Consider the following 20,764-nt stretch of genomic DNA (forward strand, 5'->3'; position numbering starts at 1 on the left):
ATGGCAAATGTCACCATCATCGGCGCGCAATGGGGCGACGAGGGCAAGGGCAAGGTGGTCGACTGGCTCGCCTCTCGCGCCGACATCGTCGTCCGCTTCCAGGGTGGCCACAATGCGGGCCACACGCTGGTGGTCGGCAACCAGACCTACAAGCTCTCGCTGCTGCCGTCGGGTCTGGTGCGCGGCAAGCTCGGTATCATCGGCAACGGCGTGGTGATCGACCCGGTCGCCTTGCTGGCCGAAATCACCCGCATGCGCGACCAGGGCCTGACAATCTCGCCCGAAACCCTCCGCATCGCCGACAACGCCCCCCTGATCCTGCCGGTCCACGCCGCGATCGATGCCGCGCGTGAAACCGCCCGCGGCGACCGCAAGATCGGCACCACCGGCCGCGGCATCGGCCCCGCGTATGAGGATAAAGTCGCCCGCCGCGCCATCCGCGTCTGCGATCTCGCGGAGCCCGAAACGCTCGACTGGCGGCTCGATGAGCTTCTGCTCCACCACAACACCTTGCTCGCCGGCCTCGGCGCCGCCACGTTCGAAAAAGCCGCCCTGCGCGACCAGCTGCTCGCCCTCGCACCGCAGATCCTGCCCTTTGCCGAACCGGTCTGGGAACGCCTCGCCGCCGCCCGCAAATCCGGCGCGCGCATCCTGTTCGAAGGCGCGCAGGCCGTCATGCTCGATGTCGATCACGGCACCTACCCGTTCGTCACCTCGTCCAACACCGTCGCCGGCCAAGCCGCTGCTGGTTCGGGCATCGGCCCGGATGCGATCGGCCGCGTCCTCGGCATCGCCAAGGCCTATTGCACCCGCGTCGGCTCCGGCCCGTTCCCGACCGAGTTGCTCGATGAAACCGGCCGCCTGCTCGGCGAGCGCGGCCATGAATTCGGCGTCGTCACCGGCCGCCCGCGCCGCTGCGGCTGGTTCGATGCCGCTCTGGTCCGCCAGGCCGTGAAAGTCGGCGGCATCACCGGCCTCGCCCTGACCAAGCTCGACGTGCTCGATGGCATGGAAACCCTGCAAATCGGTGTCGGCTACCTGATCGACGGCGTCGAATTCAAACATTTCCCGCCCGGCGCCGCCGCTCAGGCCAAGGCCCAGCCGATCTATGAGACCATCGAAGGCTGGACCGGCTCGACCCGCGGCGCCCGCTCCTACGCCGAACTCCCCGCCCAGGCGATCAAATACGTCCGCCGCATCGAAGAACTGGTCGAATGCCCCGTCACCCTGCTCTCGACCAGCCCGGAGCGTGACGACACCATTCTCATGCAGGACCCGTTCGCCGACTAGGCAAACCACACCCCGCTTTTCACCGGAAAGCAGGGAGTCCCTTCCATTTTCGGGAGACCACCATGACCGACGCCTTCCAAGCCCTCGTCATCCGCAAGACCGAAACGGGCCAGATCTGCGAACCCGCCACCATCACCGAAGCCGATCTGATGGACGGCGACGTCACCGTCGCCATCAGCCACTCCACCGTCAACTACAAGGACGGCCTGGCCGTCACCGGCCGCGCCCCGATCGCCCGGCGCTTCCCGTTGATCCCCGGCATCGATTTCGCCGGCACCGTCACCCAATCCACCCACCCACGCTTCACCGCGGGTGACGCGGTCCTGCTGAACGGCTTCGGCGTCGGTGAAACCCACCACGGCGGGTTCGCCGCCCGCGCCCGCGTCAACGGCGACTGGCTGATCCACCGCCCGGCCGGCCTCAGCGCCGCCCAGACCATGGCGATCGGCACCGCCGGCTACACCGCCATGCTATGCGTCATGGCACTCGAGGCCGGCGGCCTCACCCCGGCAAACGGCGATATCCTGGTCACCGGTGCGGCCGGAGGCGTCGGCTCGATCGCGGTGGCATTGCTCGCCCGCGCCGGCTTCCGCGTCCTCGCCTCCTCACGCCGCGCCGCATCCGAAGCCGCCTACCTGAAAACCCTCGGCGCGGCCGACATCATCGATGCCGCAACCCTCGCCGCCCCTGGCAAACCCTTCGCCAAGGAACGCTGGGCCGGCGTGATCGACTCGGTCGGCAGCCACACCCTCGCCAACGCCCTCGCCCAGACGCGCTACAACGGCGTCGTCGCCGCCTGCGGCCTCGCCCAGGGCAGCGACCTGCCAACCACCGTCCTGCCCTTCATCCTGCGCGGCGTCACCCTCACCGGCATCGATTCCGTTATGGCACCCCGCGCCAAACGCGAAACCGCCTGGGCCCGCCTCGCCACCGAACTCGACCTCGCAACCCTCGAGGCCATCACCACCACCATCGGCCTCGCAGGCATCCCTGCCGCCGCCGATGCGATCACCACCGGCCAGGTCCGCGGCCGCATCGTCGTCGCCCTTGCGATCACCACCGGCCAGGTCCGCGGCCGCATCGTCGTCGCCCTATAGGCAAAAAAAAAGCGGCACTTTCGTGCCGCCAAGTTTAGGGAGGAAACGTCCAAGAAAGCAGACGACGACAGAGCCGCCGTTGCTGTTAATCGATATAGCGCGGTCCTTCGCGCCTGAAAACTTAAATTTGTGCAATGCAGCACGTCAGTTTTCGAACATCCGAAAACCCAGCAGCGACACATCATGCCCCGCCCCATCATGCCGCCGCCCATACGCCGCCAACCGCCCGGCCAGCTGATGCAACCGAACCGCCCACGCCATGTCGATCACCTGAAACCGCTCGGCCAGATCACTCAGCCACGCCACATAGCGCGGCACATGCGCCGCACACAGCGCCCCGATGCCCCGCGCCACCGGATCGTCCCAGTTCCACTCCCCCGCCGCTATCGCGCCGATCCCGCCCAGCTTCGGCCCATGAAAATGCAAAATCCCGGCATGCGGATCATAGGGCCAGTAAGGCTTGGCGTTCAGCCCCGGGTCCAGCCGGTCCCAATACCCCCGAAACGACTCGTTGAGCGCCACCTGGTCATCGAACTGCGCCCCGCGATCCTCATCCAGCCTGGCGTTGATCACCGCCTCGAACCCCGCCTGCGCCGCCCGCATCGCCGGAAGGTTCATCACCATCACCCCCGCATTGAAATAATTCCAGGCATCCGGCGCAAACTCCGGCGCCGCCGCAAACAAGCGCGGCCGGATCGCACCGAAATCGATCGGTCGCAGAAACACCACATCGCAATCCGTATACAGCACGAACCCCGCATCCCGATCGACCACGGGAATCGCCAGCCGCAACCAATGCCCCGCCGAATGCGCCCGAAAACTCCCCCGCGCCGTCGCCGCCGCCATCGCATCGCTGCAGGGCGGCACCGCATCGATCACCATCACCCCCCGCTCTTCCATCCACCGCGTGCACTCACCCCGCGCCCCATAATACAACAGGCGCGGCTCCAACCCCGGACACAACCGCGACGACATCACCGCCAACTGCGCCAACGCCCCCGCCTCACCACGCGCCCCAGCCTCATCAAGTGCAAAATACCAGCGCATCATCCCCCCTTCGCAGCCACCGCCAACCCCTCCTATACTCTGGCCATGCGCATCCTCATCACCGGCTTCGAACCGTTCGACGGCGACACCATCAACCCCTCCGCCCTCCTGGTCGATTCCCTGGCCACCACCCCACCGCCCGGTGCCACCCTCATCCCGCTCATCCTGCCCTGCGCCTTCGCCCCGCTCCACCACACGCTGCAAACCGCCCTCGAAACCCACCAGCCCGCCATCACCATCAGCTTCGGCCTCGCCGGCAACCGCCAGGGCATCAGCCTCGAACGCGTCGCCCTCAACATCATCGACGCCCGCATCCCCGACAACGAAGGCAACGCCCCGATCGACGAACCCGTCCTCCCCAACGCCCCCGCCGCCTACTTCGCCACCCTGCCGATCAAAGCCGCCATGGCCGCCCTGCACGCCGCAGGCATCGATGCCCACATCTCCCAAACCGCCGGCACCTACGTCTGCAACGCCGCCGCCTTCACCACAATGCACCTCGCCACCACCCGCTACCCCACCATGCGCGCCGGCTTCATCCACATCCCCTACCTGCCGACCATGCCCGCCGCCCAAGCCGGCGCCCCCGCGCTCGACCTCACAACCCTCCACCGCGCCGCCAGCCTGATCATAAAAACGTGTCTCGAATGCAACACCGACCGGCGAATCACCGGCGGCACCGTCTCATGAGATTGCCCGGCACCACACCATTGGCTACATCCCTCTACGTCACCCTGGGGACAAAAAAATGCCCCGCCGGTAAACCGGCGGGGCAAGTTAACAGGGAGGCTTCACGTCTGGGAGACGTTGGGACCCGAAGGTCCCCATCCGGCCGGTAAGGGCCGGATATCGAACGACACAAGCACACACGCCCATGCCGAATTCCACAGCTGCTCTAACAGCCTACGCAAGAGATATGCCCTCTATAGCGTATTGGAAGTCCCGTTTGTGTGAACCCGCCATGAAATTGTCGCATATCCCCAAACGCCACCCTACCTGTGATCGCATGTCTGGCGGATGGGATGGGGCTGGTGGAAAGAAGAAAGGCCAAGGGGCTCTGCCCCCTGGACCCCCGCTAAGGGCAGAGCCCTTAGAACCCTTTAGTTTTAGGCAAGGGGAGGGCGCTGCCTCGGTGGTTCAACTGATCTGGCGTTTGTCGCCCTCCCCTTGCCTAAAACTAGTGGATTTTAAAGGCTCCGCCTTTAACGGGGTCGAGGGGCAGAGCCCCTCGCCTTCTTCTTTTCCACCAGCCCCACCCCATCCGTCAGACACCCAATCCACAGGCATGGAGGTTCGTGGTGAGTGAGCGGTATGACGTTATTGTTATCGGATCGGGGCCGGGTGGGGCGTCGCTGGCGCAGCGTCTGGCGCCGACCGGCAAGCGCATTCTGATCATCGAGCGTGGCGACTATCTGCCGCGCAGCCAGAAAAACTGGGATTCGCAGACGGTATTCGTCGATGGCGCGTACCAGACCAAGGAGACCTGGCACAACCGCAAGGGCGACAAGTTCCAACCCGGCCTGCATTATTTCGTCGGCGGCAACTCGAAGGTCTACGGTGCCGCCCTGTTCCGACTGCGCGAGCGCGATTTCGAAACCATCGTCCACAAGGACGGCATATCGCCCGAATGGCCGGTCAAATACGATGTGTTCGAGTCGTATTACGCCGAGGCGGAGCGCCTGTTCCATGTCCACGGCAAGCGTGGCGAGGACCCGAACGAGCCTTGGTCGAGCGGCGATTTCCCGCATCCGCCGGTCAGCCACGAAGCGCGGATCGAGGAATTGTCCGCCAGTTTCACGCGCGATGGCCTGCACCCGTTCCATCTGCCGCTGGGCATCCTGCTCGACGAACGCGACGGCAAGCCCACCCCCACCAGCACCTGCATCCGCTGCGATGCGTTCGATGGTTATCCCTGCCTGCTGAACGGCAAGGCGGATGCGCAGGTCATGTGCATCGACCCGACGCTGGCGCTGCACCCGAACGTCACGCTGCTGACCAACGCCTATGCCGAAACCCTGGAGACCGATGCCCGGGGCCGCAGCATCACCGGCGTCAACGTCATCCGCGAAGGCGCGCATGAGCGCTATGAGGCGGATATCGTGGTCACTGCGTGCGGCGCGCTGAGTTCGGCCCTGCTGCTGCTCCGCTCGGCGAACGATGCCCACCCGACCGGCCTTGCCAACGGCTCGGACCAGGTGGGCCGCAACTACATGCGCCACAACCAATCGGTCCTGATGGCGCTGCTGCGCGAACCCAACGACACCGTGTTCCAGAAGACCCTCGCCGTGAGCGATTTTTATTTCGGCACGGATGACTGGGATTATCCGCTCGGCCTGATCCAGATGTGCGCAACCTCCCACGCCGACCAGATCCGCGGCGAATCCCTGCCCTCATGGTTGAGCTTCCTGCCCGAAATGCCGTTCGAAACCATGGCCCGCCACTCGATGGATTTCTGGCTCTCCTCGGAAGACCTGCCCCGCAGCGAAAACCGCATCACCCTCGCCAACGACGGCCGTGTCTTCCTCGATCTCGAGCCGAACAACATGGAAGCCCACCACCGCCTGAAAAAAAAGCTCGAAGCCGCAATGAGCAAGGCCGGCCCCAACCTCGCCATGCTCGACCGCTCACTCTACCTCGGCAAAAACATCCCCCTCGGCGGCACCGCCCACCAGGCCGGCACACTGCGCTTCGGCACCGACCCCACGCAATCAGTGCTCGACCTCAACTGCAAAACCCACGAAATCGACAACCTCTACGTCACCGACGCCAGCTTCTTCCCCTCGATCGGCGCGGTAAACCCCACCCTCACCATCATCGCCAACGCGCTGCGGGTGGCGGATCATATCAAGCAGAGGATCGATCCGTAGGATAGGTTGGGGAGGAAGCAGTTCTTTTTTGTAAAAAAGAACCAAAAAACTTTTTTTAATTTGGGTCACGGGATCTTTAACAGCACCGTCTAAATGACGGGAAGTTTTTTGGTTCTTTTTTACAAAAAAGAACCCTTACCTTGCCTTCCCGTCATCTACAAAATGCCCATCCGGATCACGCACGACCCCATCAACGCCCGCCACCAAAACCCGCGTCGCCACCACATCCCCCAAAGCCCAACGCCCCGCACCAACCCCCGGCGGCGCCCGATACTCCAACAACTCCAGATGCGGTGCCGCCTGTCCCGGCACCGAAAGTGCCGTCACCACCACCTCCGGTGCCTCCAACCCATCAAGCGCCGCCTGCGCCGCCCCGACATTCACCGATCCCCCGGACCGCTCAAACCCCAACCGCCGATAAAACGCCTCACTCCGCGCCGTATCCGCCACCACGATCGCCGTATGATCGATCCCGCGAAACAACGCGCCCTCACCCCGCCAGCACGCCGGCGCACCACCCGCCGGAAACGCCAACAACTCCAGCGGATGCCCCTCCGGATCACGAAACTTCCACGCCGTCACCCCGCCCGATGATGCCGGCAGCACCTGCGGCCCGCCGAGCGAAACCGCAATCGCGCCCGCCGCCAACACCCGCCGATGCGCCGCCGCCATATCATCCACAACGATCGCCATATGCTGAAACCACGGATCATTGCTCGCCCACGGGCGCGGATAATCCACCCCGGTCGCCGCCTCCAACACCACCCGCTGCACCCCCAACGCAAGCGGCCCGCCATCACCAATTCGGTGAAACCCCAGCCCCGCACAATAGAAGTCCGCAAGCCCCGCCACATCCCGCGCCATCAGCACCACACCCGCAATCACGGCGCCTGCACCCCGCGCGTATTCAGGAACACCGCATACAAAACCCGCGACCCGCCAATGAACAGCCGGTTCTTGTGCAACCCCCCGAACGTCACGTTTGAAACCCGATGCGGGATCAAAACCTTCCCCAGCAACACCCCATCCGGCGCAATGCAATGCACCCCATCCGCGGCACTGCTCCACACATTGCCGTCTTCATCCACCCTGAACCCATCGGCATAACCCGGCATCACCTTGTGAAAAACGCCACCACCCCGCAGCGTCCGCCCATCCCCGCCAACCTCGAACACCCAAATGAACTGCCGCGGCTCCGGCTTCGTCTGGTCCCCCGTCTCACTGACATACAACAACCGCTCATCAGGCGAGAACGCCAGGCCGTTCGGCCCCTCGAAATCATCCGCCACCACCGTAATCTCGCCACGGTCCGGATCGAACCGATACACCGCCGGTCCCTGCTCGGAACTCTGCCGCCCACCCTCGTAATCGGTCAACAACCCATACAACGGGTCGGTGAACCAGATCGTCCCATCCGACTTCACGACAACATCGTTCGGTGCATTCAATCGCCGCCCGGCATGATGCCCCACCAACCGCACCACATGCCCGTCATGCTCGGTCCGATATAAACACCGCCCCTGATGCGAACACGCAACCAACCGCCCCTGCCGGTCCCGCGTCTGTCCGTTCGCGTAATCCGAGGGTGCCCGATACACCGACACACCCTGATCCTCACTCCACCGCATCGTCCGGTTGCGCGGCAGGTCCTGAAACAACAGGCAATCCGCATCGCCAACCCACACCAACCCCTCGATCCACCGAAACCCGTCCGCCAAAACCTCCAGCTCCGCATTCGACAAAACATAACGGCCGAACCGCGGGTCGATCACCTCGAACACCCTCATGCAAACCGGCACACCTGCCCGATCGTCGGCGCCGCATCGAACTGCACCACCATCAACACCGCCGGCTCATCCCCGATCGTGCCCGATCTGTGCCCCTGTCGCCCCTCAGCCTCCCGCGTATTCTGATCCTCGCCAAACGAAACCTCGCCCGGCCCCATCTCCACCCTCGTCCCATCCATCGATTCGACAAACCACCGCCCCGATAACGGAATAATCCACTGCGGCCTCGGATTCTCATGCCACTCACCCACCCAGCCCACCGGCTGCACCGTCACCATCACCGTCATCCCGCCATGCATCCGGCTGCCCTGCCACTGCGGCGCCGCCCCAGCCCCCATCGCCTTCATGACAAAATCCGTCATTGCACACCGCGTCTGATGACTGACCCCCTCACCATCGGTCCATAAATGCCAATACGGCACACGCGGCGTCTCGTCCGTCATCCGATCTGCTCCGATGGTAGGTGGGGGTGCGGCTGAAGTAAGGAAGGCGAGGGGCTCTGCCCCTCGACCCCGCTAAGGGCGGAGCCCTTAGAACCCCTTAGTTTTAGGCAAGGGGAGGGCTGTCCAGGCAATACACGTGACAAGTGCGAGGCAGCGCCCTCCCCTTGCCTAAAACTAGTGGATTTTAAAGGCTCCGCCTTTAACGGGGGTCCAGGGGGCAGAGCCCCCTGGCCTTCTTCACCCCAACCCCCACCCCCACCCACCATCGGCTCAGGGCCGTTGTGGCAGATACGGGTGGGTGGAGCCGAGCGGGTGTGTGAACAGGGCGCTGGTGCCATGGATTGTGGTGCCGAAGGTGATCAGCAGGAAGCCGCCGGCGAGCGAAAAGTTTTTCAGGAAATCCCAGAGCAGATCGCGCCCGTGGCTGGTACCGGCGTGCCAGAAATCGCCGGGTTTCCAGAACTGCTTGAACAGGGCGGCGGTTGCCATGCAGTAGAGTGCCAGGATCAGTGCTGCGAGCCGATCTGCGATACCGGTCAGCACGCCGATCGACATAACGATTTCGATGAACAGACCCACCAGGATCGAGCCGGTGGCGAGCAGCGGTGCGGTAAAGACCTGTGTGGCTTGAGCGACCGCGCCGCGGAAGTTGATGATTTTATCGAGCGCGCTGAACGGAAAAAACAGCATGACCAGCAGGTAGCGCACCGCCAGAGTGATCAGCATTAGCTTGCACCTTGTCCCGACACGACCGGGATATGGTCGCCCCGATCATGCCGGACAAGGCGGTACCTGATCACGCCGCGCGGCGCACCGGTTGGTGTTGCAGCAATGTGATGAAGGCTTTGTTGAAGGCTGGCAGATCATCGGGTTTGCGCGAAGAGACCAGATTATGATCGACCACGACTTCCTGATCGACCCAGCGTGCCCCGGCGTTGAGCAGATCGGTCTGCAGCGACGGCCAGGACGTCATGTGCCGGTCCTTGACCGAATCCGCCTCGATCAGCGTCCACGAGCCGTGGCAGATCACCCCGATCGGTTTCTGCGTATCGGCAAAATGCTTCACGAACGCGACGGCGCGCGGCATGGTGCGCAACTCATCGGGGTTGGCGACGCCACCCGGCAGCAATAGCGCGTCGAATTCATCGGCTTTGGTATCAGCAAGGCTACGATCGACTTTGACGCTGTGGCCCACATCGTTGTGGTTCATGCCGACGATCTCACCATGATGCGGTGCGACGACAAACACATGCGCCCCGGCGGCCTTGAGGGCCTTCATCGGTGATTCGAGTTCCGCGAGTTCAAACCGATCCGATGCGAGGATGGCGACTTTCATTGATTCGAGTGTCATGCGACTCTCCCTTTCCAGAAACGATAGGCTTCTCAAGGTCAGAACCACATGCGCCAGATGCAAGCGCCGATCTGCGAAATGTCCGATTGTTCACCCTGCGGTTGGGTGCAGTGCGTTATACCTACTGATGCCCGCGTAGCAATGCCAGAATGCCATCCAACTGGCCCAGATTTTCATAAGCAAGGTTCACCGAACCGCTTTTACCGTTGAACCTGATCCGTACGCGCAGCCCGAGGATCTCAATCAACTCACGCTCCAGCATGCGCGTCACTGAATTCACATCCGGCGCCAGCGGCGCGGGGGGCGCCGGTTTGGGTGTCAGCGCCGCAGCGACCATCGCTTCTGCCTGGCGCACGGTCAAACGGTTTGCAATAATCGTCCGCGCCCCGGCCTGCGGGTCCGGGTGCTGCATCAGCGCGCGCGCATGGCCCGAGCTTAGATCGCCTGACCGCAGCGACGCCTGCACATCGCTCGGCAGGTTCAACAGACGCAGCATGTTCGTAATATGCGGCCGCGATTTGGCCACCGCGGTCGCCAGATCTTCCTGGATCATGCCGAACTCATCGAGCAACCGCTGATAGCCCTCTGCCTCCTCGATCGGGTCGAGGTCCTGGCGTTGCAATTCATGCAACCCGGCCCGCTGTGCCGCGCGCCAACGCCGTTCCCCGGCAATAATCTGATACTGCCCCGCCTGCCCCGGAAACGACCGCACCAGCAACGGCTGCAACACCCCGCGCGATTTGAGCGAGGCGGCGAGTTCTTCCAGCGCATCCTCATCCATCGCCCGGCGCGGCTGAAACGGGCCTGGGTGCAGACTGGCAATCGCCAGATGCCGCGCCCCTTCGGTGGGTCCAATGCCTGCATCCATCGTCGTGTCACCCATCAACGCGGCCAGACCCTTACCCAGTCTGCGCGGCTGTTCCTTCAAACCCATATCACGCCGCCCCCAAGCCGGCCGGCAATGTCTGCCGTCGCAAAAACTCCACCGCAAGGCTCACATAGGCCTGCGCCCCCGGCGAGCGATAATCATACAGCAGCACTGGCTTGCCGTGGCTGGGCGATTCAGTCACACGGATGCTGCGTGGAATCGCGGTCTCGAACACATCCGCCTTGAAATAGGCACGCACATCATCCGCCACCGCCTGCCCCAGATTGTTCCGCCGATCGAACATGGTGAGCACCACCCCTTCCAGTGCCAGGCGCGGATTAAGCGTGCGGCGTACCAGATTGATCGTTCGCATCAACTGACTTATCCCTTCCAGCGCAAAGAATTCGCATTGCAACGGAATCAACACCGAGGACGCTGCAACCAGAGCGTTCAATGTAAGCAGGCCCAGGCCGGGTGGGCAATCGATAAACACATAACCAAATTGTCCGACCAGCCCTGGTTCGGCCAAAGCCCGTTCGATCAGGCGTTCTCGCGAACCGACCTGCGCAAATTCCAGATCGGCGCCGATCAAATCCTCGGTCGCGGGAATCATGAGCAGACCCGGCACCTCGGTCGGCAACACCAGCGAAGCGGCGGGCGCCTCCCCTGTCAGCAGCGCATAACTACCAAGTCCACGCTCGTCGGCCGCAATACCAAAGCCGGTGCTGGCGTTGCCCTGCGGGTCCATGTCGATCAGCAACACCCGCTCACCACTGGCCGCCAGCGCGGTGGCCAGATTGATCGCCGTGGTGGTCTTGCCGACGCCGCCCTTCTGATTAGCGATGGCAATAATTTTAGCCTGCACGGCGTACCTCGGAAATGCGAAGAATCATGGCCTCAGGGTCCGTCTGGCTGGCAAATCGCTCCACCGCCACCCGCCAATCGGCCGCCGCCGCCGCAATCTCCGCTTCAGCATTGCGCCCCTTCATGAACAAACAAACCCCCCCCGGTGCCAGCAATGGCATCGCATACGTCAGCAAATCGGGCAGCGGCGCCAGCGCGCGCGCCATCACCAACGCGGCCGGCGCAACCACCGCCGCCTCGATCCGCTCCGGCAGTACGGTCGCACTCAAACCCAGCGCCGCCACCACGGTCTGCAAAAACGCAGCCTTGCGGCGATCCGCTTCGATCATCGTCACATGAATATCCGGCCGCTCGATCGCGACCACCATGCCAGGCAACCCAGCACCCGACCCCAGATCGATCGCGTGCGTCACCCCGGCCGGAATCAGTGGCAAGATCTGTCGTGAATCAAGAATATGCCGCTCCCAGATCGCCTCATCAGTCGCATCCTTGGGGGCGATTAGATTGATCTTGCTGGTCCATTTTTTGATCGACGCCGAATAGGTCCGAAGTGGTTCATTTGTTTCACGTGAAACAAAGGGCCCAGAACGGACCTTTTTATCCTCTTCCATCAGCATCAAGCTGCCAGCGCAGGCGATTTGCGGAGGGCGGCGAAAATCGCCCCCATCGCCGCTGGTGTCATGCCCTCCAGCCGCCCCGCAGCCCCCAGCGACGCCGGCCGCACCCGCTCCAATCGCCCAACCAATTCGGCCGACAACCCGCCGACCGACCGATAATCGAACGCCGGCGGGATACTTACCGCCTCATCCTTCGCGCGCGCACGGATCTCGCCGGCCTGCCGATCCAAATAGCCGGCATACAGCCGATCCGCCGCAACAATCCCCGCCGCCGCAGCCCCTGCCGCTTCGCCACGCCGCGTCCGATCGACCGCGGCCCGCAGCCCCGCAAACGCCGCCTGCCGCGCGGTCCCGACGCACCCCCAGCCAACCCCCAACGGCGTCAGCCGCAAATCCGCGTTATCCGCTCGCAAACTCAACCGATGCTCCGCGCGTGACGTGAACATCCGGTATGGCTCGGTCACGCCCCGCATCACCAGATCATCGATCATCACGCCGATATACCCTTCGGCCCGCCCCACGGTCACCGCATCCATGCCGCCGGCCCGCCGCGCGCCGTTGATTCCGGCCAGAATCCCCTGTGCCCCAGCCTCTTCATACCCCGTCGTGCCATTGATCTGCCCGGCCAGATACAACCCCGGCAGTGCGCGCACCGCCAGCGCATGATCGAGCGCGCGCGGGTCAACATAGTCATATTCCACCGCATAACCCGCCCGCAACAACACCGCCCGCTCCAGGCCCGGCATGGTGTGAATGAACGCCTCCTGCACCTCGACCGGCAGGCTGGTGGAAATGCCGTTCGGATACACCGTGGCGTCATCAAGCCCCTCAGGCTCCAAAAACACCTGGTGGCGCGATTTATCGGCAAACCGCACCACCTTGTCCTCGATCGATGGACAATAGCGCGGCCCGACCCCTTCGGTTCGACCGCCATACACCGCCGAGCGGTGCAGGTTGGCGGTAATGATTGCATGGGTCGCCGCCGTGGTTTCGCTGATCCGGCAGGAAATCTGCGGATTGGTTACGGCGCGCGTCATCAGGCTGAACGGCACCGGCGCCGCCTCGCCCTGATCCTCCGGCAGACCATCCCAATCGATGGAACCCCGATCCAGCCGCGCCGGCGTGCCGGTCTTCAACCGTCCGAGCGGCAGGCCGAGGGCCAGCAGCCGCACCGCCAACGCGTTCGATGCGGCATCGCCGACCCGGCCACCCGCCTCGGTCCGCTCGCCGAAATGCAGCATACCGCGCAAAAACGTCCCCGCCGTCAGCACCGCGGCACGACACGCAAGCCGCTGGCCCGAACCCGTGATCACCGCGCGCAACGCGCCATCCGGCCCGATTTCGAGATCAGCCGCTTCACCTTCCAGCACGGTCAGATCATCCTGCGCCGCGATCATGCCCTGCATCGCCGCGCGGTACAGCGCCCGATCCGCCTGCGCGCGCGGCCCCCACACGGCCGGTCCCTTGGTGCGGTTGAGCATCTTGAAATGAATGCAGGCAGCATCCGCCGCGCGGCCCATCAACCCGTCCAGCGCATCGATCTCACGGACCAGATGCCCCTTGCCGATGCCGCCGATCGCCGGGTTGCACGACATCTCGCCGATTCGATCGGCCCGATGCGTCAGCAGCGCCGTCCGCGCCCCGACGCGCGCCGAAGCCGCCGCTGCCTCGCAGCCCGCATGCCCGCCACCGATCACCACAACATCGAAGTTCATATGATTTACGCTCATGCCGGCCCTATAGCATCATTTGCCGATGCAGAAGCTGGAAAACACCTGATCCAGCACATCCTCGACCCCGATTACCCCGACTAGCCTGGCCAGCGCATCGGCGGCCGCCTGCAAATCGGCCGCACGCAACTCGGGTTCGGCAACCGCCATCGCCCGCTCCAGCGCCGCCGCCATGTCGCGCAGGCAGGCGATCTGGCGCGGTCGCGGCAATGCAGGGCCAGCGCCGCGCGCCACCAGCGCGGCCACATGCTCAGTCAGCGCGGCAACCAGCGCCGCCACCCCTGCCCCGGTTTGCGCACTCACCGCCAAGGCACCATCGGGACACGCACCAGCCAGATCGGCCTTGGTCGCGACGATCAACGCCGGCACGCCCGCTGGCGCCGCCGGCACCACGAAATCGGGCGCCGCTGCGCACAGGATCAGAAAATCCGCCCGCCGCGCATGCGCCTCCGCCCGGTGGATGCCCTCCGCCTCGATCGCATCCGCCGCCTCGCGCAGGCCGGCCGTGTCGACCAGCCGTACCGGCACACCGCCAAGGTCCAGCCGCACCCCGATCGCATCACGCGTGGTGCCCGGCGTATCGGAAACGATCGCCACATCCTCGCCCGCCAGCACATTCACCAGCGTCGATTTCCCCGCGTTCGGCGCGCCAAGCACGACGATATCGACCCCCTCGCGCAACCGCTCGGCCGCCACACCCGCGCCGATCGCGGCCATGACATCAAGGTGCAACGCATCGATATCCGCCAACATCGCCGCTTCGACATCTGGCGGTAGATCCTCATCGGCGAAATCGATCAGCGCCGCTTGCCGCGCCATCAACCCGACCAATCGCCCCCGCCAGGCACCGATCGCCTCACTCATCGCACCACCGGCCTGATCGAGCGCCAGAACCCGCTGCGCCTCGGTCTCCGCACCGATCAGATCGGCGACACCCTCCGCCTGCAACAGATCAAGCTTGCCGTTGCCGAACGCGCGCCGTGAAAACTCACCCGGTTCCGCCGGTCGCGCGCCCAGGGCGATCAACGTCGCGGTCAGCGCCGCAGCGACCGCACGGCCGCCGTGCGTGTGCAACTCCGCATAATCCTCGCCGGTGACACTCGCGGGCCCAGGAAACCGGATGAGCAATCCCTGATCGATCAGTCGGCCCTCACCATCGTGAAAGCGGCGCACACTGGCCCGGCGCGGCGCTGGCAACGTACCGCTCAGCGCCCGCACGATCGGATCAATCCCCGCACCACTCAGCCGCACCACCGCGATCGCACCACCAACACCACTGGCGGTCGCGAAAATCACATCGGTCATTTCGCCGGCGCCACCTCGGCCGGCAACATCAATTCGGGAATCGGCCTTCCATCACGAATATCCTCGGTCAACACACGGTCCACCGCCACCGTGTCCGCCACACGATACCAGGTGCCACGCGGATAAATCACCAGCACCGGACCATGCTCGCAACGGTCGAGACACCCCGCCGCATTGATCCGAACCCCCGCCAAACCCAACTCCTTCGCCCGCACCTTCATGTAATCGCGCAGCTTCTCCGAACCCTTCTCGCCACACGATCCCCGCGGATGACCCGGCGGACGATGGTTGCCACATACAAACACATGGTGACTAAAATAAGCCGGCTGGATCGCGTCATCGGTCATCATGTGCACTCGCGCTTTCGGTGTTGGCTGCTATCTATTAGGGGTCGGACGTGGTGGGGACGGTAAGCAAGCAAGGCCAGGGGCTCTGCCCCTGGACCCCGTTAAAGGCGGAGCCTTTAAAATCCATTAGTTTTAGGCAAGGGGAGGGCTGCCCAGGTCAGACCAGCGGAACCACCGAGGCAGCGCCCTCCCCTTGCCTAAAACTAGCGGGTTCTAAGGGCTCCGCCCTTAGTGGGGGTCGAGGGGGCAAAGCCCCCCCGCCTTGCTTGCTTACCATCCCCAACACAACCGTACCCTACCAGATACCATCCAACATCGGAAAGTCCGTGGACACATGACCAGCAATACGCTTGCCGCTGCTTCGTCGCCTTACTTACTGCAACATGCCGACAATCCGGTGCATTGGCAGATGTGGTTGCCGGCGACGTTGGCGCGGGCGCGTGAGGAGGGCAAGCCGATTCTGTTGTCGATCGGGTATGCGGCCTGTCATTGGTGTCATGTGATGGCGCATGAGAGTTTCGAGAATATCGAGACGGCGGCTTTGATGAACGAGCGGTATATCAACATCAAGATCGACCGCGAGGAGCGGCCGGATATCGACAGTATTTATATGGGTGCGTTGCAGGCGATGGGCGAGCAGGGTGGCTGGCCGCTGACGATGATCCTGACGCCGGATGGCGCGCCGATTTTCGGCGGGACGTATTTTCCACCGGAGCCGCGTTGGGGCCGGCCCTCGTTTCGGCAGGTGTTGGCGGGCGTGGCGGAGGCGTGGGACAAGGATCGGGAGAAGTTGCTTGTCAGCGGTGCGGCGTTGATGCGGCGGGTGGCGCATCAGGCGGAGCCGGCGGCGGGTGGGCGGGTGGCACCGGCCGACTTGGATCATGTCGCGGAGCGGTTCGTCGCTATGGTGGATTGGGAGGATGGCGGGTTGCGGGGTGCGCCGAAATTTCCGAATCCACCGATTTTTCGGTTTTTATGGAGCGAATATGCCCGCACCGGCCGGCATGAGGCGGGTGCGGCGGTGGCGTTGATGCTGGCGCGGATGGCGCAGGGCGGCATTTACGATCATGTCGGCGGCGGGTTCGCGCGCTATGCGACGGATGAGGCCTGGCTGGTGCCGCATTTCGAAAAGATGCTGTACGACAATGCGCAGATCCTTGATCTACTCGCGTTCGCGCAGGCTGCGGAGCCTGATTTGCTGCTGGCGGCGCGGGCGGCTGAGATCGTGACGTGGCTGACCCGCGACATGTTCGCCCGCCACGATGCGGCGCCGGATGGCGCGATGGCGTTCGCTGCATCCGAGGACGCCGATTCCGAGGGGGTGGAGGGTAAGTTCTATGTGTGGACGCGCGATGAGATTGCCTCGGTGCTGGGCGATGATTTCGCGCGTTTCACCGACCATTACCCCTGCCCTGCGGCGGGGAATTGGGAGGGGCATATCATTCTGACCCGGGCGACGCATCCGGAGGACGCGGCGGTTGAGCGGGACCTGGCAGTGTTGCGGGACCGGTTGCTTGTGGCCCGTGACCAGCGGGTACGGCCGGGGTGGGATGACAAGATTCTGGCCGATTGGAACGGGCTGACGATTGCCGCTTTGATTCATGCGAGCGCTGTGTTCGGCCGGGATGAGTGGCTGGCGCTGGCGGTGCGGGTGTTCGGGGCGGTGGTGGCGTTGCTGGGGCGGCCGGATGGGCGGTTCGATCATGCGTATCGGCGCGGCGCGGTTTCGGCGGCGGGGTTGCTCGATGACCAGGCCGGGATGCTGCGGGCAATGATCGGGCTTTATGAGGCGACCGGCGATGGCTTGTATCTGGCGCGGGCGGAGCGGCTGATTGCGCTGACCGCAGATCATTTCGGCGATGGCGCCGGCGGGTTTTACGCCAGTGCGGACGATGCGGTGGATCTGCCGGGCGGTATGCGGCCGCGGGCCGCGACCGACAACGCGACGCCGGCCGGCGCGGGGCTGATGGCGGAGGCTTATGCGCGGCTGTATCACCTGACCGGCAAACCCGGCTATCGCGATGCTGCGGCGGCGCTGATCAGTGCGCATGCCGGCGAGCGGCGTAATCTGCCGGCGTATCCGACGATTCTGGCGGCGGCCGCGCTGCTGGAGGAGGCGATTGTGGTGGTGCTGACCGGTGCGCGGGATGATGCGCGGTTCGGCGCATTGCACAAGGCGGCGCGGGCAGGGTTTGATCCAGCAGTGGTGATTGTGCCGGTGGGCACCTCAGCGGATTTGCCGATCGATCATCCGGCGCATGGCAAGACCAGCGGCGCGCCGGCGGCGTTCGTGTGCCGGGGGCAGGTTTGCAGCTTGCCAGTGCATGACGCGGCGGCGTTGCGGGAGGCGATCGGGCGGCGACCCGCGTGACGGCCAGAACCACTCCGCGTTTGCGAAGAATACCAGGATATTTTCAGATTGAGCGCCGGTCGCTCCGATTTCGGTACCTTACGGTGCGGCGAGGGGGGGGGCCGTACGTAATCTCCGAGTCTATCGGTGCTCCGGCTTGGTCGTCTAGAGCAAAATGCGATTAAGTTGACGCGCCAGCGGCAATCTAATCGCTTGAGATCGACTGATAAAATATAGAGATGGAGCGTTAAGCTGAAAGCATAACGCGCTACTATGCAAGGCGTGGGACATCGGGCGATGGCGATAGAGCGATCCGGCTGCGACCCGACCCAGCACGGCGACCGGCCCGCCTCGCCGCAGGACATTTCGGCGCGAGGTTGGACGGCGATCCTGCTGCTTGCATGGCGACGGAGCAATGCCAAAAATATTGCCCTGGTCGCCGGCGGGGTGACATTTTATGTCATCATGGCGCTGGCACCCGGCGTTGCGTCGCTGATTTCCGTCTATGGATTGCTTGCCAACCCCCATCAGATCGAACGGCAGGCCAACGCAATTTCCGGGTTGCTGGCGCCCTCGGCGCGAGCGACGATCGATCAGCACTTGCGCATGATCGTTGCCACAAATCCGCGCACTCTTGGTTTGGGTGCCTTGCTGGGGATTTTCATCGCTGTGTACACGGCGTGCCGCGGCATGGGCGGGATGATCGCGGCGCTGGATATAGCCTATGGCGAGACCGAACGGCGGGGTGTCATGCGGCTCACCCTGACCGCGCTGGGGTTCGTCGGCGGTGGGGTGGTCGCGCTTACGCTGGTCGGCGCGATGAGCATTGTGGCAATCGACGCGCGGATCGATCCGGTTCTTCGATGGATCATGTTGATCGCCGGGTGCCTGGCTCTGCTTTTATTCATGGCCGGACTGCTGGCGTTGCTCTATCATTTTGGTCCGGACCGCACGGCACCCCGCTGGCGATGGACGTCACCGGGTGCTGGCGTGGCCTCGGCGCTCTGGGCCATCGGGACGCTGCTGATTTATGTCTATATCTCGAATTTTGGTGATTACAACAGGATCTATGGCTCCCTGAGCGCCGTGATGGTGTTTCTGTCGTGGCTATGGTCCTCGATTTATCTCGTGTTGCTCGGTGCCGAGATGAACGCCGAGGCGGAACGTCAAGCCGGATTGCGTACCCGGAACGGTCATTCGCCAGGGACGCCGGGGTGACTCATGGCACCGGGCGCTCGGTTTCCGATGCCGATTTGCCGATATTAGTGGCCTTGAATTACAGCCAATTATATTATGAATTTAATACGACGACCACGTCTTTATTGTATATTCAGACTGTTCATTCAGATATATTGCACTGCAACATAATATTGATGGAGCTTGGATAAATGAAAAATATCGCACTTGGCATCGGCAGGGTACCGGCATTGACCGCGTTTGCATCGATCTCGGGAAAAAACGCCGCGCAGACGAGGGAACTCAGCGTCGCGGCCGCGGAGGTCGTGTTCCGGCGAGTGACGCTCGGTTGGTTTGCGATGCTCAATCCCGTGCTCGCGGATCATGACGAATTCGCGCGGATGGTGCCGGAAAAGACCCAGGCGTTTTCCGATTCAGGATCGGTCCTGTTCACCGGCTCCATGCGGATCGGCGAGAGGGTTTCGCGGTATCTGGCCGATGAGACCACCCATGCCGCCGACACCGTGATGGCGATCTGGACGAGCCGTTCTCCGGCGGCGCTCATGGCGGCGCAGGCGGATGGCGCGATCTCGTGGTTCGGGCGGATGACCGCGCAATCGGAGGCGATGTGCCTGCGCTCGCTGGAGGTGCAGGGGGCTGCGATGGCGCCGATTCACCGGACCGCGACCGAAAACGCGGCGCGGCTGCGCCGGTGAGAGACGCATCGTGAGCGCGGCAACGAGGCATGCGCCGGGCCTGAATGATGTGCCGGAGACCATGCTCTGGTCGCTGTATCATCGGGCGACCGAAGCCCGGCGGGCGGATAGGGTGCTCGCCGATCCTGACAGTGTCCGGATCATGGAGGGGTTGGATTATGATTTCGCCGGCCATTTCGGTGTGCCGGGTGGGGCGCTCGCGGGCCGGGCCGCGCAAATCGATCGCTGTGTTGTGCAATGGCTCGAGGCTCATCCGGACGGGCTCGTGGTTTCGCTGGGCGAAGGGTTGGAAACCCAGTCGCGGCGGGTCGATAATGGCCGGATGCGCTGGCTTTCGGTCGATCTGCCTGAGGCGATCCGGCTGCGGGAATTGTTTCTGCCGCCGACCGAGCGGTTTCGTCATCTGGCGATGAATGCGCTCGATCCGGGCTGGATCGCCGCCGTCGATACCACCGGACCGGTGTTTGTCGTGGCGCAGGGGTTGTTGATGTATCTGGAGCCCGAAGCCGTCGGCCGGCTGTTCGGCGCGATGGCGGCGGGGTTGGCCGGGGCCGGCTTGGTGTTCGATACGATTCCGCCCTGGCTGTCGCGGCTCACATTGCGCGGGCTGCACCAGACCATGGCGTATCGCCTGCCCCGGATGCCCTGGGGGATCGCGCGTGATGACATCGAGCCGACCATGCGGCGCTGGTGCGCGGAGATCGGCCCGATCGTGATGCAGCCCTACCGCATGCCACGGGGGATGCCTCCGGGCCTCGATGAGTTCGTGACGGCGGCGCCGTTTCTGCGCAATCAGTTGCCATGCCTGGTTCAGACCCGGTTTTTGTAAATATCCGTTCAAGCCCGCCGTTTTGTTCACGAAACAGCGCCCTGCCCTTTCCGAGTGCGCCCTGGTTCCGGTCGGACCGA

The 20,764-nt window shown here is 64.0% G+C and carries 20 protein-coding genes; 8 read left to right on the forward strand and 12 right to left on the reverse strand.

The genetic code is table 11. The features are described from left to right. Together B7X49_RS08195 and B7X49_RS08200 are read left to right on the forward strand one after the other, a co-directional pair. Window positions 1-1,290 (forward strand): adenylosuccinate synthase, encoded by a 1,290-nt coding sequence (locus tag B7X49_RS08195; RefSeq protein ID WP_286703248.1) that lies wholly within the window; start codon window positions 1-3, stop codon window positions 1,288-1,290. A 62-nt stretch (window positions 1,291-1,352) separates the two neighbouring features. Then, window positions 1,353-2,387 carry an MDR family oxidoreductase gene (locus B7X49_RS08200; protein WP_286838955.1) on the forward strand — a complete coding sequence of 345 codons (1,035 nt, stop codon included), beginning with the start codon at window positions 1,353-1,355 and terminating at the stop codon, window positions 2,385-2,387. 144 nt (window positions 2,388-2,531) lie between these two features. Here the strand turns inward: B7X49_RS08200 and B7X49_RS08205 are convergent, their stop codons facing one another. Then, on the reverse strand, window positions 2,532-3,434 hold the full coding sequence (locus B7X49_RS08205; protein ID WP_286703250.1) for a hypothetical protein: 903 nt from the start codon (window positions 3,432-3,434) through the stop codon (window positions 2,532-2,534). Between the two features lie 45 nt (window positions 3,435-3,479). On the opposite strand from B7X49_RS08205, the gene pcp reads away from it, so the two are divergent. Next, on the forward strand, window positions 3,480-4,124 hold the full coding sequence (pcp, locus tag B7X49_RS08210) for a pyroglutamyl-peptidase I (protein ID WP_286703251.1): 645 nt from the start codon (window positions 3,480-3,482) through the stop codon (window positions 4,122-4,124). A gap of 608 nt (window positions 4,125-4,732) precedes the next feature. After that, entirely contained in the window at window positions 4,733-6,301 is a 1,569-nt protein-coding gene (locus B7X49_RS08215) for a GMC oxidoreductase (RefSeq protein WP_286703252.1), read from the forward strand. Between the two features lie 135 nt (window positions 6,302-6,436). Here the strand turns inward: B7X49_RS08215 and B7X49_RS08220 are convergent, their stop codons facing one another. The 11 genes from B7X49_RS08220 to B7X49_RS08270 all read right to left on the reverse strand — a co-directional run bounded on the left by B7X49_RS08220 (window position 6,437) and on the right by B7X49_RS08270 (window position 15,613). Then, entirely contained in the window at window positions 6,437-7,186 is a 750-nt protein-coding gene (locus B7X49_RS08220) for a VOC family protein (RefSeq protein WP_286703253.1), read from the reverse strand. After that, on the reverse strand, window positions 7,183-8,088 hold the full coding sequence (locus B7X49_RS08225; protein WP_286703254.1) for an SMP-30/gluconolactonase/LRE family protein: 906 nt from the start codon (window positions 8,086-8,088) through the stop codon (window positions 7,183-7,185). The genes B7X49_RS08220 and B7X49_RS08225 overlap by 4 nt, the downstream gene beginning before the upstream one ends. Then, window positions 8,085-8,531, reverse strand: coding sequence for a cupin domain-containing protein (locus tag B7X49_RS08230; RefSeq protein WP_286703255.1), 447 nt, complete (start codon window positions 8,529-8,531; stop codon window positions 8,085-8,087). The genes B7X49_RS08225 and B7X49_RS08230 overlap by 4 nt, the downstream gene beginning before the upstream one ends. A 270-nt stretch (window positions 8,532-8,801) precedes the next feature. After that, complete coding sequence (locus B7X49_RS08235) at window positions 8,802-9,257, reverse strand: DoxX family membrane protein (protein ID WP_286703256.1); 456 nt, start codon at window positions 9,255-9,257, stop codon at window positions 8,802-8,804. Window positions 9,258-9,327: 70 nt separating this feature from the next. Continuing rightward, a complete protein-coding gene (locus B7X49_RS08240; protein WP_029312380.1) occupies window positions 9,328-9,882 on the reverse strand; it encodes a type 1 glutamine amidotransferase domain-containing protein in 555 nt (184 codons plus the stop codon). Between the two features lie 121 nt (window positions 9,883-10,003). Then, on the reverse strand, window positions 10,004-10,816 hold the full coding sequence (locus B7X49_RS08245) for a ParB/RepB/Spo0J family partition protein (RefSeq protein ID WP_286838959.1): 813 nt from the start codon (window positions 10,814-10,816) through the stop codon (window positions 10,004-10,006). Between the two features lies 1 nt (window position 10,817). Continuing rightward, window positions 10,818-11,615, reverse strand: a complete 798-nt coding sequence (locus tag B7X49_RS08250) for a ParA family protein (RefSeq protein WP_286703258.1) — start codon at window positions 11,613-11,615, stop codon at window positions 10,818-10,820. Beyond that, window positions 11,605-12,231 (reverse strand): 16S rRNA (guanine(527)-N(7))-methyltransferase RsmG, encoded by a 627-nt coding sequence (rsmG, locus tag B7X49_RS08255; RefSeq protein WP_288005611.1) that lies wholly within the window; start codon window positions 12,229-12,231, stop codon window positions 11,605-11,607. The genes B7X49_RS08250 and rsmG overlap by 11 nt, the downstream gene beginning before the upstream one ends. After that, window positions 12,231-13,946, reverse strand: coding sequence for a tRNA uridine-5-carboxymethylaminomethyl(34) synthesis enzyme MnmG (gene mnmG, locus B7X49_RS08260; RefSeq protein WP_286838960.1), 1,716 nt, complete (start codon window positions 13,944-13,946; stop codon window positions 12,231-12,233). The genes rsmG and mnmG overlap by 1 nt, the downstream gene beginning before the upstream one ends. Before the next feature lie 30 nt (window positions 13,947-13,976). Further along, a complete protein-coding gene (gene mnmE / locus B7X49_RS08265) occupies window positions 13,977-15,266 on the reverse strand; it encodes a tRNA uridine-5-carboxymethylaminomethyl(34) synthesis GTPase MnmE (protein WP_286703261.1) in 1,290 nt (429 codons plus the stop codon). Then, a complete protein-coding gene (locus B7X49_RS08270) occupies window positions 15,263-15,613 on the reverse strand; it encodes a ferredoxin (RefSeq protein ID WP_029312386.1) in 351 nt (116 codons plus the stop codon). The genes mnmE and B7X49_RS08270 overlap by 4 nt, the downstream gene beginning before the upstream one ends. Window positions 15,614-15,947: 334 nt before the next feature. Here B7X49_RS08270 and B7X49_RS08275 point away from each other — a divergent pair, with 334 nt between their 5' ends. The 4 genes from B7X49_RS08275 (at window position 15,948) to B7X49_RS08290 (ending at window position 20,684) form a co-directional block, all read left to right on the forward strand. After that, a complete protein-coding gene (locus B7X49_RS08275; RefSeq protein ID WP_286703262.1) occupies window positions 15,948-17,984 on the forward strand; it encodes a thioredoxin domain-containing protein in 2,037 nt (678 codons plus the stop codon). Window positions 17,985-18,260: 276 nt separating this feature from the next. Next, window positions 18,261-19,181, forward strand: a complete 921-nt coding sequence (locus B7X49_RS08280) for a YihY/virulence factor BrkB family protein (protein WP_286703263.1) — start codon at window positions 18,261-18,263, stop codon at window positions 19,179-19,181. Between the two features lie 170 nt (window positions 19,182-19,351). Further along, window positions 19,352-19,855 (forward strand): phasin family protein, encoded by a 504-nt coding sequence (locus tag B7X49_RS08285; protein WP_286703264.1) that lies wholly within the window; start codon window positions 19,352-19,354, stop codon window positions 19,853-19,855. A 10-nt stretch (window positions 19,856-19,865) separates the two neighbouring features. Then, window positions 19,866-20,684, forward strand: a complete 819-nt coding sequence (locus B7X49_RS08290; RefSeq protein WP_286703265.1) for a class I SAM-dependent methyltransferase — start codon at window positions 19,866-19,868, stop codon at window positions 20,682-20,684. The last annotated feature ends 80 nt before the right edge of the window (window positions 20,685-20,764 follow it).

This window comes from Acidiphilium sp. 34-64-41, assembly GCF_002282635.1.
Classification (GTDB): domain Bacteria; phylum Pseudomonadota; class Alphaproteobacteria; order Acetobacterales; family Acetobacteraceae; genus Acidiphilium; species Acidiphilium rubrum.

Bases quoted from the DNA above. Each gene is read 5' to 3' on its own strand.
- B7X49_RS08195 (WP_286703248.1), top strand. From the start codon at position 1: ATGGCAAATGTCACCATCATCGGCGCGCAATGGGGCGACGAGGGCAAG.
- B7X49_RS08200 (WP_286838955.1), top strand. From the start codon at position 1,353: ATGACCGACGCCTTCCAAGCCCTCGTCATCCGCAAGACCGAAACGGGC.
- B7X49_RS08205 (WP_286703250.1), bottom strand. From the start codon at position 3,434: ATGCGCTGGTATTTTGCACTTGATGAGGCTGGGGCGCGTGGTGAGGCG.
- pcp (WP_286703251.1), top strand. From the start codon at position 3,480: ATGCGCATCCTCATCACCGGCTTCGAACCGTTCGACGGCGACACCATC.
- B7X49_RS08225 (WP_286703254.1), bottom strand. From the start codon at position 8,088: ATGAGGGTGTTCGAGGTGATCGACCCGCGGTTCGGCCGTTATGTTTTG.
- B7X49_RS08230 (WP_286703255.1), bottom strand. From the start codon at position 8,531: ATGACGGACGAGACGCCGCGTGTGCCGTATTGGCATTTATGGACCGAT.
- B7X49_RS08235 (WP_286703256.1), bottom strand. From the start codon at position 9,257: ATGCTGATCACTCTGGCGGTGCGCTACCTGCTGGTCATGCTGTTTTTT.
- B7X49_RS08240 (WP_029312380.1), bottom strand. From the start codon at position 9,882: ATGACACTCGAATCAATGAAAGTCGCCATCCTCGCATCGGATCGGTTT.
- B7X49_RS08245 (WP_286838959.1), bottom strand. From the start codon at position 10,816: ATGGGTTTGAAGGAACAGCCGCGCAGACTGGGTAAGGGTCTGGCCGCG.
- rsmG (WP_288005611.1), bottom strand. From the start codon at position 12,231: ATGCTGATGGAAGAGGATAAAAAGGTCCGTTCTGGGCCCTTTGTTTCA.
- mnmG (WP_286838960.1), bottom strand. From the start codon at position 13,946: ATGAACTTCGATGTTGTGGTGATCGGTGGCGGGCATGCGGGCTGCGAG.
- mnmE (WP_286703261.1), bottom strand. From the start codon at position 15,266: ATGACCGATGTGATTTTCGCGACCGCCAGTGGTGTTGGTGGTGCGATC.
- B7X49_RS08270 (WP_029312386.1), bottom strand. From the start codon at position 15,613: ATGACCGATGACGCGATCCAGCCGGCTTATTTTAGTCACCATGTGTTT.
- B7X49_RS08275 (WP_286703262.1), top strand. From the start codon at position 15,948: ATGACCAGCAATACGCTTGCCGCTGCTTCGTCGCCTTACTTACTGCAA.
- B7X49_RS08280 (WP_286703263.1), top strand. From the start codon at position 18,261: ATGGCGATAGAGCGATCCGGCTGCGACCCGACCCAGCACGGCGACCGG.
- B7X49_RS08285 (WP_286703264.1), top strand. From the start codon at position 19,352: ATGAAAAATATCGCACTTGGCATCGGCAGGGTACCGGCATTGACCGCG.